Below are 14,688 nucleotides of genomic sequence, written 5' to 3' on the forward strand. Positions count from 1 at the left end.
GCTATCGGCGAGCGCAGGTTGGATAAGGTACACAGGGTTTGGTTCCGGTGCTGGTTTTCAGCGCGTCAAGGCTTGTTGAAATGAGGTGTCGATGATCCCCGCCGTGACCAACGGTGCCGGCAGTGCTTTGACTTTGAACAGAAAGTCCGCCGTGCTCTGCAAATCCGCTGCCGCCTGCTGATCCACCGGCCCGACGGTCATGTGCGCCTGGCGTAACCAATGGCGCGAGACCTGCTGGTCGAGGTTGGCCTTTTTCGCCCAGAGATCGGCGTACTCGTCGGTGTGGTTATCAACCCAGGCGCGCGCCTGTTTGAGACGTCCGAGAAAATCGGCAATCGCCGCGCGCTTGCTGTCGATGGAAGGCGTCGACGCAGCGATGGCACTCAGCCCTGGCATCAGGTTTTTTGCGGTCAGAATCGGTCGAGCGCCAGAGAACACGATCTGTTGCGAGATATACGGTTCCCACACCGGAAAGGCATCGATACTGCCTTGCGGGAGAGCGGCGGCCGCGTCGATCGGCATCAGCTTGACGAAGTCGACGTAGTTTTCCGGCAGGCCGCCCTGCTCCAGCGCGCGCAAGGTCAGTTGCTGACTCCAGGCTCCGGGCCAATACGCGACCTTCTTACCTTTGAGATCGACAATGGTCTTTACCGGCGAATCCTTTGGCACCAACAGAGCAATGGTGTCCGGACTCTGCCGCGACACGCCAATCAGTTTCACCGGTGCCTGTTTGGCAGCGAGAAACAGGAAGCCCGAGTCGCCGAGAAACCCCAGATCCAGCGAGCCGGTCTGCAACGCTTCAGCGAGCGGCGCGGCAGCCTGGAAGTGCTTCCAATCGACGGTGTAAGGCGCGTCCTTCAACACGCCGGAGGCTTCAATCGAAGCGCGAATGTTGTAGTAATTTTGGTCGCCAACATGCAGAACCACAGGCTCTGTTGCGTGGGCGACTGGGGCCGTGAACAAGGCTAGTGTCAGTGCACGGCGTAGGAAACGAGACAGCTTCATGGCGAGTCCTGCAAAGGGGATTTGCATAGACCATAACGCTCTTGATTTACGTTTTTAAATTCTAATTTTGCATAACGTAAGCACGGTATTTGCGCGTCTTCGAAACAGATGTGCTGGCGCGACTAGACTGAAATTTCCTGGAGGAGATTTCAGTCATGTGCGGAAGACTCACGCAGTACCGTGGGATTCATGATTTCGTTGCGGTGTTGAGCATTCCCGATGCGTTGGTCAATCACGTGGGCGATGCGCCGCTGGATCGCTACAACGCAGCGCCCACCACTGCGCTGGCGGTACTGCATCAGCACGAGCAGACCTTCCATGCCGACAATCTGCGCTGGGGCTGGCGGCCGCATTGGGCGAAGGATCGTCCGCCCCCTATCAACGCTCGGGTAGAGAAGGTCGCCCACGGCGCGTTCTTCCGGGCAATCTGGCGCCAGCGGCTGATCGTGCCGGTCGATAATTGGTTTGAGTGGGTTGATAGCGGGGAAAAATCCCGACAGCCCTGGTTGATCCGTCGGGCGGATCAAGCACCGGTTTTCTGCGCTGGCATCGGCCAGTTCCCGGCGCCGGGAGTTTCGGCAAGGGAAGATGACGGTTTCGTCATCATCACCGCTGACAGCCTGGGCGGCCTGCTCGATATTCATGATCGCCGCCCGGTGGTCTTCGATTCGGCGCGAGCTCGGGAATGGCTTGATCCTGCTACACCAGTGGAACGAGCCGAGCAAATGCTGCTGTTCGAGGGTGAGCACAGTGATGCCTTCGAATGGTACAAGGTCGGCAAAGCGGTAGGTAATACGCGTAATCAAGGTGCGCAATTGATAGAACGGGTCGACTAAATAATTACTTTATCGCTGCGTTAATCAAGCGAGCCCTCCACTGAATCCCGCGCGTTACAAAAAGTGTTTCAATCGCGATACACCCCTCGTAAAACAGCCGTTTGAGCGAATCAACCGCCTGTCAGACATTTCGACTGTCATACATACATTTTCCCGCGCTGCGGATAGCATGCGCGCCGCCTTTCCGATTGGTATACCAATTGACCAAAGAGTCAAAGAAATCAGGAATCCATCAACAACTTTCAAGCCTTGCAGAGAAATAAGTGAGCGACGATTTTGCAATCAAACAGGTCAGCGGCCTGAAGTGTGTCCATCTGTCCAAGACAGAACGCCTGGAACTCGACTGTTTTATCGGCCATTACATCAAGACCCGAAACCTGCACAGCGTGCCCGACATCGAGCGCACCTTGCGCAGCACCCTTGAGGGTTATCCCGGCCATCCGCCGGTGATGGTCAATGAGCTCAATGCGTGGATCGATCGAACGTTGGGGTACCGAGCGACCTACCCGGACTTCACGCAGCTGGAAGACCTCTGAAACGCGAAAAGCCCCGCTGATGCGGGGCTTTTCGTATGCGTTGTTCAAGGCTTCAAAGGCCGCTCCTGGTCGCGGTCCGACAACTCGCGGCTGTCATCGTGCTTCCAGGTTTTTTCCTGCCGTTTTTGCCGCTCGATTTCTTCTTCAGTTGGCTCATCATCTTCCGCACGCGTTTGCTCGGTTGCCATGTGCACCTCACCTCAGAACAGTTGCTGTCGTTAAAGGGTAGAACACTTTTGCGCGCCCGAATTCACCAAGGAATTTTGTCCCGCGCGGCGTACCATAGCGCCATCCACCCTTACGTCAGGAAGACACCATGCTGTACCGAATCGCCGCCGACGGGCTGGTGCTGTTTCACTTGTGTTTCATCTTGTTCGTGCTGTTCGGCGGGCTGCTGGTGCTGCGCTGGCCACGGTTGATGTGGCTGCACTTGCCGGCGGCCGCATGGGGCGTGGCGGTTGAAGTGCTGCACCTGACCTGTCCATTGACCTACTGGGAAAACCTCATGCGCCACGCGGCCGGGCAGACCGAATACGCCGGTGGCTTTATCGAGCATTACATCTGGCCGATCATCTATCCGGCAGGTCTGACCCCGCAGATTCAATTGGCGCTTGGTAGCGTGGTGCTGGCGATCAACCTGATCGTCTATGCGCGATTGCTGCGCTCGTGGAAACTGAGTCGCGCCCGGCGCATTCCGTTTTAGCGCGAGGCCGGTTTCAACGTTTCCAGCCACTGCGGATCGAAGCGTGGCTGGTCTGGATCAAGGCCCTGCGTCAGCATTTGCGCCTTGTGCTGTTCGACTTCGTCACGCAGTTGTCCGTGATCGCTGGAGTTGCCGTCCAGTTCGTGCATCTGCAGCAATCCAAGGTGGTAGAAACGCAACACCTTCATCGCCGTCGGATCATTGTTATGCACCGCCCCTGTCACCTGGTGCATGACATTGGTGATGCTCATCAGGCTACGCTTGAGACGCCAGCTGTACACCGCCGGAGCCATCCAGGTCTGGTGCCAGAAACGCCCGCGCAACAGCGCTGCGGTCAGCAGAAATGCCACAAATACCCCGCCAACATTGAAGCGCAAATTATCCCCGTCGGGCTCTCCGAACACTGCCACCGCGACAGACGAAAACAGCATGGCCAACAGCAGAAACAGCACGGCGATGATGACCGTGCTGCGGCGGGTCTGCTGACGAAAGGTAGCGGGGTCCATCGGCTGAATCTCGAACATCAAAATGACTTCCCTGAGTGACAAAAGGCGCAACGGAAAAAACTCGCCGGCGCATTATCGCATCGCACCGGGTTTTAGCTATGCTGGGGCTCCTTTTCATCTTTTCAGCGTCCAACGGGGACATGGCGGTACAGCGCAGATCGTGCCATCTTCATTCATGGATACACACTATTCGGATGCCCTCCGCTGCGTTGCGGATGGCATCGTTTTAAGGATCACTGCATGACCCAACGACACGTAATCAATGCCTCGGTCAGCCCGAAAGGCAGTCTGGAAACCCTTTCTCAACGTGAAGTCCAGCAACTGAGCGAAGCCGGATCCGGCAGCACCTACACCCTCTTCCGCCAGTGCGCCCTGGCCATCCTCAACACCGGCGCGCACGTCGACAATGCCAAGACCATCCTCGAAGCCTACAAGGACTTCGAAATCCGCATTCACCAACAGGATCGCGGTGTGCGCCTGGAGCTGCTGAACGCTCCGGCCGACGCGTTCGTCGACGGCGAGATGATCGCCAGCACCCGCGAAATGCTCTTCAGCGCCCTGCGCGACATTGTCTACACCGAGAACGAACTCGACAGCCAACGCATCGACCTGAGCAATTCCCAAGGCATCAGCGACTACGTGTTCCATCTGCTGCGCAACGCGCGCACCCTGCGCCCGGGCGTCGAGCCGAAAATCGTGGTGTGCTGGGGCGGTCACTCGATCAATACCGAAGAATACAAATACACCAAGAAAGTCGGCCACGAACTGGGCCTGCGCAGTCTCGACATCTGCACCGGTTGCGGCCCTGGCGTGATGAAAGGTCCGATGAAGGGCGCAACCATCGCCCATGCCAAACAGCGCATCCATGGCGGTCGCTACCTTGGCCTGACCGAACCAGGCATCATCGCTGCCGAAGCGCCGAACCCGATCGTCAATGAACTGGTGATCCTGCCGGACATCGAAAAGCGTCTGGAAGCTTTCGTTCGCGTTGGCCACGGCATCATCATTTTTCCGGGCGGCGCCGGTACTGCCGAAGAATTCCTCTACCTGCTCGGCATCCTCATGCACCCGGACAACGCAGGCCTGCCCTTCCCGGTCATCCTCACCGGACCGAAGCATGCCGCGCCGTATCTGGAACAGCTGGATGCGTTCGTCATCGCGACCCTCGGCGAAGCGGCGAAGCAGCATTACGAGATCATTATCGACGACCCGGCCGAAGTGGCGCGGCAGATGACTCAAGGGCTGAAAGCGGTGAAGCAGTTCCGTCGTGAGCGTAACGACGCGTTTCACTTCAACTGGCTGTTGAAAATCGATGAAGGCTTCCAGCGCCCATTCGACCCGACCCACGAAAACATGGCCAACCTGAAACTGCACCGCGACCAGCCACCGCATGAACTGGCGGCCAATCTGCGTCGGGCGTTTTCCGGAATCGTCGCCGGTAACGTCAAGGACAAAGGCATTCGTCTGATCGAAGAACACGGGCCGTATCAGATCCGCGGTGATGCGGCGATCATGCAGCCGCTTGATGCGCTGCTCAAAGCCTTCGTCGCCCAGCACCGGATGAAGTTGCCGGGTGGCGCGGCGTATGTGCCGTGCTACCAGGTCGTCGCATAATCTCAAGCCGTCACAAAAACCCAATGTGGGAGCTGGCTTGCCAGCGATAGCGGTCTTTCATTCAACAGAGACGTTGGATCAGATGACGCTTTCGCGAGCAAGCTCGCTCCCACAGGATTTATGGTGTGGCGCAAATTGTAGTCACAACCTCAATCCCCTTGTGGGAGCGAGCCTGCTCGCGAAGAAGCCCGAAAGAACACATCAATCTTTCGGGCTATCCACCAACCGCCGAGCCAACGCTTTGGCCTGCGCAGCGACGTCCGTCACTGCCGTGCTCTCCCACCACATCCCGCGCAACGGCGGGCCCATCGCAAACATCTGACTATTCACGCGCCCCTTGGCATCGACTACCGCACCGTCCACCGCTGCGATGCCTAATGCCAGAGGCCCCGGCTGCACCAGTCCCCGCGCCAGCAATTGCTGAGGCAACGGCCGAGCGACCCGCCGCCAGTCATATTCGATGCCGCTGGAGTTGATCAGCGCCGCACCGTTCACCACGCATGTTTCAGTTTCACCGCGAGGACGAATGCGAATGGCCACGGCATCGTCAGCGCGCGGCTCAAGCCCCTTGAACGACGCAGCGTGCACGCGCAAGCGCCCTTCCTTGTGCAACCGCTCGATCAACTCGGCGCTGAGCGGTGGCGAACGATGGTGATGACTTTCCCACCATGGCCGCACATGCCGTACGAATTGTCGACGCTGCACGTCAGTCGCCTGACTCCACAACCGCGCGATATGCGCGCGAACGGTATCGAGTGGTGCCTGCCAATCAATGCCTTGAGCTGTAGCGTCGCGGCAATGGCGCCGCAATTCGCGCACCAACTGGCGTGGCGTGCGGATGCTGTGATCTGCTGCCAGAAAATCCTCCCAGACCGGTGGCTGACGGCGCACATGCGGCAGCAACCCGTGCCGGGAAAACACCTCGATCGGACCGCGATGCCCGGCCTGTTCCAGCGACACCACGGCATCGACCATCGTCAGCCCAGAGCCGATGATCAGCACGGTGGATCGCGGGTCGAGTTCGCGCATTGCAGCCACATCCCGGGGATCGAGCGCGGCGGCGTTGAGGCCACTGGATTGTGTCTGCGGCGTGCGCGCGGCGGGAAACATGCCGGTAGCGAGCACCGCCTGCGATCCACGCAAAATCCCGCCATCGCTCAAGGTGAGCTGAACTGAACCGGAATCGATTTGCAGGTCGGCGACCTCAGCACAGACATGTTCAACGGTCGAGCCTTGCCGCGCGCCCACCGCCCGAGCCTCGGCAAGACGCTGTTGCACATAGACGCCGAACAAACCGCGAGGCGGGAACAACTCACTGACTGGCACAGCCTGCTCAGCTGACTCCGGCCAGCCGCCAGCAGCTATGTGCGCGATCAACCACTGCGTCAGATCGTCAGGATTATCCGGGTCGACGCTCATGCGTGCCGCGTTGCCGTTCAGCGCGTGGCCCAGCTCGACGGCGCTGTAAGCCTCGCCCCGTCCCAGTTCAGCACGCGGCTCGATGATAACGATGCTCCGCTGCCCAGGCAGACGTAACAATTGCACCGCCAGCATCGTGCCGCTGAGGCCGCCACCGATGATCAGGATGTCCGCAGAGTGCTCCATTCAAATCACCACATTACGCACGAACCGCGCAGCCACATTGCCGTCGTTGCGGTAGGAATGCGGTTGATTGCTGGCGAACATGAAAAACTCTCCTTTATGGATGTGCTGCGGCTGATCGCCGAGCATCAGCGTCAAGCATCCCTCAAACACGTAAATCTGCTCGCTCCAGCCGTCGGCGTCCGGTTGCGACGGATAGACCTCACCCGGTTGCAGGCACCATTCCCATTGCTCGACTGCGCGGGTCGCAGACGCTTTGGACAGAAGCACGGCTCTGCTGCCCGGGATCGTGCCCACCCAGGCAACCTCGTTGATCCGGCTCGGGTCGCGCGCATCGTGGGCTTGAATCAGATCGCTGAAGGCCACGTCGAGGGCCTCGGCGACGCGGTCAAGCGTGGTCAGGCTGACATTCTTCTCGCCGGCTTCGATCGCCACCAGCATCCGTCGGCTGACCCCGGACTTTTCCGCCAGCGCAGTCTGGCTCATGTCCGCCGCATGGCGCAGACGTCGGACGTTCTGGCTGACGTGTTGCAGGACGGAGGCTCGCTGAGTTGAATCTTTGTGCACTATATTGCTCACTCGGTGGTATTGGGCAGTATACTGCGCAACGTTGGCGGCATTGTGCGGCCTCTCTTTTACAGTGCGCAAGGACATGATGTCGCTGAACAATTCCCCTTCACGAATCCGCTTCTCCCGCTTCAGCAAAGCCGAGTGCGTGCTGGTGCTGATCACCATGATCTGGGGCGGCACGTTCCTGCTGGTGCAACACGCGATGACGGTCAGCGGGCCGATGTTTTTCGTCGGCCTGCGCTTTGCCGCAGCAGCGGCGATTGTTGCGATGTTCTCTTGGCGCCACCTGCGAGAGTTAACCCTGTTCGAAGTGAAGGCAGGGTCATTCATCGGTGTGGCGATCATGCTCGGTTACGGCTTGCAGACGGTCGGGCTGCAAAGCATTCCGAGTAGCCAATCGGCGTTCATTACCGCGCTGTACGTGCCGTTTGTACCTCTGCTGCAATGGCTGGTATTGGGACGACGCCCGGGGTTGATGCCGAGCATCGGGATCATGCTGGCGTTTACCGGATTGATGCTGTTGTCGGGTCCCTCGGGGGCGGCGTTGAATTTCAGCCCGGGAGAAATTGCGACATTGATCAGCGCCGTTGCGATTGCAGCCGAAATCATCCTGATCAGCACGTTCGCCGGACAGGTCGATGTGCGGCGAGTGACGGTGGTGCAACTGGCGGTGACGTCGGTGTTGTCGTTCCTGCTGGTGGTGCCGACCGGTGAAGTGATTCCGGAGTTTTCCTGGTTATTGCTGGCGACGGCTTTGGGCCTGGGCGCGGCGAGTGCGGCGATCCAGGTGGCGATGAACTGGGCGCAGAAGAGCGTTTCGCCGACTCGGGCGACGTTGATCTATGCCGGTGAGCCGGTATGGGCCGGAATCGTTGGTCGGATTGCCGGGGAGCGTTTGCCGGCGATTGCACTGGTGGGCGCGGGGTTGATCGTTGCGGCGGTGATTGTCAGTGAGTTGAAGACCAAGGGGAAGGCTGCCGAGGCAGAAGGTGAGTTGGAACGCGAAACGCAGGCGTGATCCGCGTTTTTTCAGTGGTAATGCAAACGCTTTCGCGAGCAGGCTCGCTCCCACATTGGAATGTATTTCAAAATGTTGGAGCGAGCCTGCTCGCGAAAGAGCCACAACATTGTTGTCCTTGAAACAACGCTAAACACAAAATTTGAGACTACTTTGTAGGATTCTGAGACATCCTCGCGTTTGGTGATCAGGGAGCTGGCACGTATGATGCTTCACAAACTTCCGCAGATTAGAAGCCTATGTCCCTGATAGTTCTACTGCTTCTGCCATTCATTGGCAGCTGTCTGGCAGCAGTGCTGCCGCACAATGCGCGTAATGCCGAATCCCTGCTGGCGGGGCTGGTCGCTTTGATCGGCACCGTCCAGGTCGCGATGCTGTACCCACAAATCGCCCACGGTGGCGTGATCCGCGAAGAATTCATGTGGTTGCCCAGCCTCGGGCTGAACTTCATTTTGCGCATGGACGGCTTCGCCTGGCTGTTCTCGATGCTGGTGCTGGGCATCGGCACACTCGTCTCTTTATATGCGCGTTATTACATGTCGCCGGACGATCCGGTGCCGCGCTTTTTCGCGTTTTTTCTGGCGTTCATGGGCGCCATGCTCGGTCTGGTGATCTCTGGCAACCTGATTCAGATCGTGTTTTTCTGGGAGCTGACCAGCCTCTTCTCGTTCCTGCTGATCGGCTACTGGCACCACCGAGCCGATGCGCGGCGCGGTGCTTATATGGCGTTGATGGTCACCGGGGCCGGCGGCTTATGCCTGTTGGCGGGGGTCATGATTCTCGGCCATGTCGTCGGCAGCTACGACCTCGACAAGGTCCTGGCCGCCGGCGATCTGATTCGCGCACATGCCCTCTACCCTGTTCTTTTGCCCCTCATCCTGATTGGCGCGCTGAGCAAAAGCGCGCAATTCCCGTTTCACTTCTGGCTGCCCCACGCAATGGCGGCGCCGACGCCCGTCTCGGCCTATCTGCACTCGGCCACCATGGTTAAGGCCGGGGTTTTCCTTTTGGCACGGCTGTGGCCGTCGCTGTCCGGCAGCGAAGAGTGGTTCTACATCGTCAGCGGAGCGGGCGCCTGTACGCTGTTGCTCGGCGCGTACTGCGCCATGTTCCAGAACGATCTCAAAGGTTTGCTGGCCTATTCGACCATCAGCCATCTGGGCCTGATCACTTTGCTCCTGGGCCTGAACAGCTCACTGGCGGCGGTGGCGGCGGTGTTTCACATCCTCAATCACGCGACGTTCAAAGCCTCGCTGTTCATGGCCGCCGGCATCATCGACCATGAAAGCGGCACCCGGGACATCCGCAAACTCAGTGGTCTGATCAAATTGATTCCCTATACGGCGACGCTGGCCATGGTCGCCAGTGCCTCGATGGCCGGCGTGCCGCTGCTCAACGGCTTCCTGTCGAAAGAGATGTTCTTCGCCGAAACCGTGTTCATCAACGCCACCGCGTGGGTCGAAACCAGTCTGCCGATCGTCGCGACCATCGCCGGCATGTTCAGCGTTGCTTACTCTCTGCGTTTCACCGTCGATGTTTTCTTCGGCCCCACCGCCACTGATCTGCCGCATACGCCGCACGAGCCGCCCCGCTGGATGCGTGCGCCGGTCGAGTTGCTGGTCTTCACCTGCCTTCTGGTGGGGATTTTCCCGGCGCAGATCGTCGGGCCATTGCTTGCCGCCGCGGCGCTGCCGGTTGTCGGCGGTGAGTTGCCGGAATACAGCCTCGCCATCTGGCACGGCCTGAACGCGCCGATGATCATGAGCCTGATCGCCATGTCCGGTGGCATCGTCCTGTATCTGCTGCTGCGCAAGCAGTTCAAGCGCGGCCGCTTCAAGTACCCGCCGCTGGTGGGTCGCTTCAATGGCAAGCGGCTGTTCGAGCGCAGTCTGGTAGTGATGATGCGCATCGCCCGGCGCGTCGAGCGGCGCCTGGGCACCAAGCGCTTGCAGATGCAGCTGTTTCTGATGGTGTCGGCCGCCGTGCTCGCCGGTCTGATCCCGATGCTGCACAGCAGCCTGAGCTGGGGTGACCGGCCGAAAATCCCCGGTTCGATTGTCTTCGTTACGCTGTGGCTGCTGGCGATTGCCTGCGCGCTTGGCGCCGCATGGCAGGCGAAGTATCACCGTCTCGCTGCCCTGACCATGGTCAGTGTCTGCGGCCTGATGACCTGCGTGACCTTCGTCTGGTTCTCCGCGCCGGACCTGGCACTGACGCAATTGGCGGTAGAAGTGGTAACCACGGTGTTGATCCTGCTCGGCCTGCGCTGGTTGCCGCGCCGCATCGAGGAAGTCTCGCCGCTGCCGAGCAGCCTGCGCAAGGCGCGTATTCGTCGTCTGCGCGACTTGCTCCTATCGATTGCGGTCGGTGCGGGCATGGCGTTGCTGTCCTACGCCATGCTCACCCGGCAGACGCCTAACCACATTTCCTCGTTCTACCTCAGCCGCGCCCTGCCCGAAGGCGGTGGCAGCAACGTGGTCAACGTGATGCTGGTGGACTTCCGTGGCTTCGACACCCTCGGCGAAATTACCGTATTGGTCGCCGTGGCGCTCACCGTGTTCGCCCTGCTGCGCCGCTTCCGTCCGCCGAAGGAAAGCCTGCAATTGCCAGCCCAGCAACGCCTGCTCGCGCCCGACGTGGTCACCGATCTGGTCAACCCACGTTCAGCCAGCGACACCGCGCTCGGTTTCATGATGGTGCCGGCGGTGCTGGTGCGCCTGCTGCTGCCTGTCGCGCTGGTGGTGTCGTTTTACCTGTTCATGCGCGGGCACAATCAGCCGGGCGGCGGTTTTGTCGCCGGGCTGGTGATGTCGGTCGCGTTCATTCTGCAATATATGGTTGCCGGCACGCAGTGGGTCGAGGCGCAAATGAGCCTGCGGCCATTGCGCTGGATGGGTACCGGCCTGCTGTTCGCCACCGCCACCGGTCTCGGTGCGATGCTGGCTGGCTATCCGTTCCTGACCACCCACACCTGGCACATCAGCGTGCCATTGCTTGGCGATATCCATATCGCCAGTGCGCTGTTCTTCGACATCGGCGTGTACGCCGTGGTGGTCGGGTCGACGCTGCTGATCCTTACCGCCCTCGCCCACCAATCGGTGCGCGGCCACAAGACAGCATCGCTGCCCAAGTCCGTCGCCAGCAAAGGAGCCGTCTGATGGAAGAAGTCATCGCAATCGCCATCGGCATTCTCGCCGCGTCAGGGGTCTGGCTGATCTTGCGCCCGCGTACTTTTCAGGTGGTCATGGGCCTGTGCCTGTTGTCGTACGCGGTCAATTTGTTCATTTTCAGCATGGGCAGCCTGTTCATCGGCAAAGAGCCAGTGATCAAGGACGGCGTGACCCAGGATCTGCTGCACTACACCGACCCGCTGCCCCAGGCGCTGGTTCTGACGGCGATCGTCATCAGCTTCGCCATGACCGCGCTGTTTCTCGTCGTATTGCTCGCCTCGCGCGGCTTGACCGGCACCGACCACGTCGACGGCCGGGAGCCTAAAAAATGATGGCGATGACTCACCTGATCGCCGCACCCATTCTGCTGCCGCTACTGACCGCCGCGATCATGCTGATGCTGGGCGAGAAGCACCGGCCACTGAAGGCGAAAATCAACCTGTTCTCCAGTCTGCTCGGCCTGTTCATTTCAGTGATGTTGCTGCAGTGGACCCAGACCACTGGCGTGCCCGGTTCCATTGGCGTTTATCTGCCAGGCAACTGGCAGGCACCGTTTGGCATCGTCCTGGTGGTCGATCGCCTGTCGGCGCTGATGCTGGTACTGACCGGCGTCATCGGCGTCAGCGCGTTGCTGTTTGCCATGGCCCGCTGGGACGGCGCCGGCTCGAGCTTTCACGCCCTGTTCCAGATTCAACTGATGGGCCTGTATGGCGCCTTCCTGACGGCGGACCTGTTCAACCTGTTCGTGTTCTTCGAAGTATTGCTCGCCGCCTCCTACGGCCTGTTGCTGCATGGATCCGGCCGCGCGCGGGTGTCGTCGGGATTGCATTACATCTCGATCAACCTGCTGGCCTCGTCGTTGTTTCTCATAGGCGCGGCGTTGATATACGGGGTAACCGGTACGCTGAACATGGCCGACCTGGCGATGAAGATTCCGCTGGTGCCGGAAGCTGATCGTGGCCTGCTGCATGCTGGCGCGGGGATTCTCGCGGTAGCGTTTCTGGCGAAGGCTGGCATGTGGCCGCTGAATTTCTGGCTGGTGCCGGCCTATTCCTCGGCCAGCGCGCCGGTGGCGGCGATGTTCGCGATCATGACCAAGGTCGGCGTCTACACCCTGCTGCGCCTGTGGACCCTGCTGTTTTCCGGCCAGGCCGGCGCTTCGGCATTTTTTGGCGGCGACTGGCTGATCTACGGCGGCATGGCGACCATGGCTTGCGCAGGGCTGGCGATTCTCGCCGCGCAACGCCTGGAGCGCATGGCCAGCCTGAGCATTCTGGTGTCGGCCGGCATCCTGCTCTCGGCGATCGGCTTCGCCCAGCCGAACCTGATCGGCGCTGCATTGTTCTATCTGGTCAGCTCGACCCTGGCGCTGAGCGCATTGTTCATGCTCGCCGAACTGATCGAGCGCTCGCGTTCGGCCAACGAAATCCCGCTGGAAGACGAAAGCGAACTCTTGCCGCGTCCGCAGGAATCGCTGCAGCCACCCAAGGGCATCAACCTCGACGACGAACAAAAAGCCGTGGTCGGCCAGGTCATTCCGTGGACCATGGCGTTTCTCGGTTTGAGCTTCATTGCCTGCGCGCTGTTGATCATCGGCATGCCACCGCTGTCCGGGTTCATCGGCAAGCTCAGCCTGATCGGCGCTTTGCTCAACCCCCTGGGACTTGGCACCGAGGCGCCACTGTCTCCCGGCGCCTGGGGATTGCTGGCGCTGTTGATCCTGACCGGTCTGGCCTCGCTGATGGCCTTCTCGCGCCTGGGCATTCAGCGCTTCTGGACGCCGGAGGAGCGCCCCTCGCCATTGCTGCGCAAACTGGAATGCGCGCCAATTTTCCTGCTGCTCGGCCTGAGCATCGCCCTGACATTCAAGGCTGAACCGCTGCTGCGCTACACCCAGGCTACGGCCGACGCGCTGAACAATCCGCAGCAATATGTGCTGGCCGTGCTTGGCACTCGCGCCGTGCCGAGCCCTCAGGCGAGAGCCGACATGCTTGAGGTGCAGCCATGAACCGACTGTTTCCGGCTCCGTGGTTATCGCTGGCCCTGTGGATTCTGTGGCTGACACTCAACCTGTCGGTCAGCCCGGGCAATCTGTTGCTCGGCGCCGCGCTGGGTTTCGCCGCGCCGCTGATGATGCGCAAGCTGCGGCCAAAACGAGCGCGCATCCGCAACCCTATGGCCATTGTGCGTCTGTTCTTCCTGGTCGGCCGTGACGTGATCATGTCCAACCTCATCGTCGCCTGGGGCGTACTCAACGCCGGGCGTCGTCCACCCAACTCATGCTTTATCAAGGTGCCGCTCGATTTGCGAGATGCTCATGGTTTGGCTGCATTGGCGATGATCTGCACTGTGGTGCCCGGCACCGTATGGTCGGAGCTGGCGCTGGACCGCAGTGTTTTGCTACTGCATGTCTGGGATCTGCACGACGAAGCGCAGTTCATCGAGCACTTCAAAAGCACTTACGAGCGACCGTTGATGGAGATTTTCGAATGAGCCCATTGCTGTCGAATGCGATTCTGTTGACGCTGTTTCTGTACTGCGTAGCAATGGCACTGACCCTGGTGCGCCTGTTCAAAGGCCCTTCTGCTCAGGATCGGGTACTGGCGCTGGATTACCTGTACATAGTCGCCATGTTGATGATGCTGACCCTGGGTATTCGTTATGCCAGTGATACCTACTTCGAAGCGGCGCTGCTGATCGCGCTGTTCGGTTTCGTCGGCTCGTTTGCGCTGGCGAAATTCCTGCTGCGTGGCGAGGTGATCGAATGAATGCCGAATTGTCTTTATGGGTCGAGATTCCCGTGGCGGCCCTGCTGGTGCTCAGCGGTGTATTTACGCTGCTGGGCGCAACCGGATTGCTGCGCATGAAGGATTACTTCCAGCGCATGCATCCGCCGGCGCTGGCCTCGACGATGGGGGCCTGGTGCGTGGCGCTGGCATCGATCATCTGCTTTTCAGCGCTGAAGTCCGGGCCGGTGGTGCATGCCTGGCTGATTCCGGTTCTGTTGGCGATCACCGTACCGGTAACCACGCTGCTGCTGGCGCGGGCGGCGTTGTTCCGCAAGCGCATGGCTGGGGATGATGTGCCGGCTGAGGTGAGCAGTCGTCAGACTGAAAGTGGTAACTGAT

The 14,688-nt window shown here is 60.1% G+C and carries 16 protein-coding genes; 11 read left to right on the forward strand and 5 right to left on the reverse strand.

Features of this window, described 5'->3' with window-relative positions:
• Positions 1–57 precede the first annotated feature (57 nt).
• Entirely contained in the window at positions 58–1,005 is a 948-nt protein-coding gene (locus tag ACZZZ4_RS24615; RefSeq protein WP_463549031.1) for an ABC transporter substrate-binding protein, read from the reverse strand.
• 155 nt (positions 1,006–1,160) lie between these two features.
• On the opposite strand from ACZZZ4_RS24615, the gene ACZZZ4_RS24620 reads away from it, so the two are divergent.
• Together ACZZZ4_RS24620 and ACZZZ4_RS24625 are read left to right on the forward strand one after the other, a co-directional pair.
• Complete coding sequence (locus ACZZZ4_RS24620; protein WP_463549032.1) at positions 1,161–1,841, forward strand: SOS response-associated peptidase; 681 nt, start codon at positions 1,161–1,163, stop codon at positions 1,839–1,841.
• 263 nt (positions 1,842–2,104) lie between these two features.
• The gene (locus ACZZZ4_RS24625) at positions 2,105–2,377 is read left to right on the forward strand and encodes a hypothetical protein (protein ID WP_042606722.1); all 273 of its coding nucleotides are present in this window, start codon (positions 2,105–2,107) and stop codon (positions 2,375–2,377) included.
• 44 nt (positions 2,378–2,421) lie between these two features.
• Here ACZZZ4_RS24625 and ACZZZ4_RS24630 read toward each other — a convergent pair whose 3' ends face one another.
• Entirely contained in the window at positions 2,422–2,565 is a 144-nt protein-coding gene (locus tag ACZZZ4_RS24630; protein ID WP_024013238.1) for a hypothetical protein, read from the reverse strand.
• Positions 2,566–2,693: 128 nt separating this feature from the next.
• Between ACZZZ4_RS24630 and ACZZZ4_RS24635 the strand changes: the two genes are divergently transcribed.
• Positions 2,694–3,080 (forward strand): DUF2784 domain-containing protein, encoded by a 387-nt coding sequence (locus tag ACZZZ4_RS24635; RefSeq protein ID WP_463549033.1) that lies wholly within the window; start codon positions 2,694–2,696, stop codon positions 3,078–3,080.
• Here ACZZZ4_RS24635 and ACZZZ4_RS24640 read toward each other — a convergent pair.
• On the reverse strand, positions 3,077–3,604 hold the full coding sequence (locus ACZZZ4_RS24640; RefSeq protein ID WP_039763116.1) for a DUF3087 domain-containing protein: 528 nt from the start codon (positions 3,602–3,604) through the stop codon (positions 3,077–3,079). The genes ACZZZ4_RS24635 and ACZZZ4_RS24640 overlap by 4 nt on opposite strands.
• A 222-nt stretch (positions 3,605–3,826) precedes the next feature.
• Here ACZZZ4_RS24640 and ppnN point away from each other — a divergent pair, with 222 nt between their 5' ends.
• Positions 3,827–5,200: a nucleotide 5'-monophosphate nucleosidase PpnN gene (ppnN, locus tag ACZZZ4_RS24645; protein ID WP_039763117.1), complete on the forward strand. Its 1,374-nt coding sequence runs from the start codon at positions 3,827–3,829 to the stop codon at positions 5,198–5,200.
• 201 nt (positions 5,201–5,401) lie between these two features.
• Here ppnN and ACZZZ4_RS24650 read toward each other — a convergent pair whose 3' ends face one another.
• Both ACZZZ4_RS24650 and ACZZZ4_RS24655 read right to left on the reverse strand, forming a co-directional pair.
• Entirely contained in the window at positions 5,402–6,805 is a 1,404-nt protein-coding gene (locus tag ACZZZ4_RS24650; protein WP_463549034.1) for an FAD/NAD(P)-binding protein, read from the reverse strand.
• Positions 6,806–7,369, reverse strand: coding sequence for a helix-turn-helix domain-containing protein (locus tag ACZZZ4_RS24655; protein ID WP_129999976.1), 564 nt, complete (start codon positions 7,367–7,369; stop codon positions 6,806–6,808). It abuts the gene before it with no gap.
• An 85-nt stretch (positions 7,370–7,454) separates the two neighbouring features.
• On the opposite strand from ACZZZ4_RS24655, the gene ACZZZ4_RS24660 reads away from it, so the two are divergent.
• From ACZZZ4_RS24660 to ACZZZ4_RS24690, 7 genes are all read left to right on the forward strand, one after another.
• Positions 7,455–8,390, forward strand: a complete 936-nt coding sequence (locus ACZZZ4_RS24660) for a DMT family transporter (RefSeq protein ID WP_129999977.1) — start codon at positions 7,455–7,457, stop codon at positions 8,388–8,390.
• A gap of 239 nt (positions 8,391–8,629) precedes the next feature.
• A complete protein-coding gene (locus ACZZZ4_RS24665) occupies positions 8,630–11,548 on the forward strand; it encodes a monovalent cation/H+ antiporter subunit A (protein ID WP_463549035.1) in 2,919 nt (972 codons plus the stop codon).
• Entirely contained in the window at positions 11,548–11,892 is a 345-nt protein-coding gene (locus tag ACZZZ4_RS24670; RefSeq protein WP_463549036.1) for a Na+/H+ antiporter subunit C, read from the forward strand. The genes ACZZZ4_RS24665 and ACZZZ4_RS24670 overlap by 1 nt, the downstream gene beginning before the upstream one ends.
• On the forward strand, positions 11,889–13,568 hold the full coding sequence (locus ACZZZ4_RS24675) for a monovalent cation/H+ antiporter subunit D (RefSeq protein WP_129999979.1): 1,680 nt from the start codon (positions 11,889–11,891) through the stop codon (positions 13,566–13,568). The genes ACZZZ4_RS24670 and ACZZZ4_RS24675 overlap by 4 nt, the downstream gene beginning before the upstream one ends.
• A complete protein-coding gene (locus tag ACZZZ4_RS24680) occupies positions 13,565–14,053 on the forward strand; it encodes a Na+/H+ antiporter subunit E (RefSeq protein WP_463549037.1) in 489 nt (162 codons plus the stop codon). The genes ACZZZ4_RS24675 and ACZZZ4_RS24680 overlap by 4 nt, the downstream gene beginning before the upstream one ends.
• Positions 14,050–14,328: a K+/H+ antiporter subunit F gene (locus ACZZZ4_RS24685; RefSeq protein WP_016775085.1), complete on the forward strand. Its 279-nt coding sequence runs from the start codon at positions 14,050–14,052 to the stop codon at positions 14,326–14,328. The genes ACZZZ4_RS24680 and ACZZZ4_RS24685 overlap by 4 nt, the downstream gene beginning before the upstream one ends.
• Positions 14,325–14,687 carry a Na+/H+ antiporter subunit G gene (locus tag ACZZZ4_RS24690; protein WP_310408380.1) on the forward strand — a complete coding sequence of 121 codons (363 nt, stop codon included), beginning with the start codon at positions 14,325–14,327 and terminating at the stop codon, positions 14,685–14,687. The genes ACZZZ4_RS24685 and ACZZZ4_RS24690 overlap by 4 nt, the downstream gene beginning before the upstream one ends.
• The last annotated feature ends 1 nt before the right edge of the window (position 14,688 follow it).

This window comes from Pseudomonas sp. AC252, from assembly GCF_979258105.1.

Excerpts from the sequence above, each read along its gene's own strand:
- ACZZZ4_RS24615 (WP_463549031.1), bottom strand. The coding sequence starts at position 1,005 with ATGAAGCTGTCTCGTTTCCTACGCCGTGCACTGACACTAGCCTTGTTC.
- ACZZZ4_RS24620 (WP_463549032.1), top strand. The coding sequence starts at position 1,161 with ATGTGCGGAAGACTCACGCAGTACCGTGGGATTCATGATTTCGTTGCG.
- ACZZZ4_RS24630 (WP_024013238.1), bottom strand. The coding sequence starts at position 2,565 with ATGGCAACCGAGCAAACGCGTGCGGAAGATGATGAGCCAACTGAAGAA.
- ACZZZ4_RS24635 (WP_463549033.1), top strand. The coding sequence starts at position 2,694 with ATGCTGTACCGAATCGCCGCCGACGGGCTGGTGCTGTTTCACTTGTGT.
- ACZZZ4_RS24640 (WP_039763116.1), bottom strand. The coding sequence starts at position 3,604 with ATGTTCGAGATTCAGCCGATGGACCCCGCTACCTTTCGTCAGCAGACC.
- ppnN (WP_039763117.1), top strand. The coding sequence starts at position 3,827 with ATGACCCAACGACACGTAATCAATGCCTCGGTCAGCCCGAAAGGCAGT.
- ACZZZ4_RS24650 (WP_463549034.1), bottom strand. The coding sequence starts at position 6,805 with ATGGAGCACTCTGCGGACATCCTGATCATCGGTGGCGGCCTCAGCGGC.
- ACZZZ4_RS24660 (WP_129999977.1), top strand. The coding sequence starts at position 7,455 with ATGATGTCGCTGAACAATTCCCCTTCACGAATCCGCTTCTCCCGCTTC.
- ACZZZ4_RS24665 (WP_463549035.1), top strand. The coding sequence starts at position 8,630 with ATGTCCCTGATAGTTCTACTGCTTCTGCCATTCATTGGCAGCTGTCTG.
- ACZZZ4_RS24670 (WP_463549036.1), top strand. The coding sequence starts at position 11,548 with ATGGAAGAAGTCATCGCAATCGCCATCGGCATTCTCGCCGCGTCAGGG.
- ACZZZ4_RS24675 (WP_129999979.1), top strand. The coding sequence starts at position 11,889 with ATGATGGCGATGACTCACCTGATCGCCGCACCCATTCTGCTGCCGCTA.
- ACZZZ4_RS24680 (WP_463549037.1), top strand. The coding sequence starts at position 13,565 with ATGAACCGACTGTTTCCGGCTCCGTGGTTATCGCTGGCCCTGTGGATT.
- ACZZZ4_RS24685 (WP_016775085.1), top strand. The coding sequence starts at position 14,050 with ATGAGCCCATTGCTGTCGAATGCGATTCTGTTGACGCTGTTTCTGTAC.
- ACZZZ4_RS24690 (WP_310408380.1), top strand. The coding sequence starts at position 14,325 with ATGAATGCCGAATTGTCTTTATGGGTCGAGATTCCCGTGGCGGCCCTG.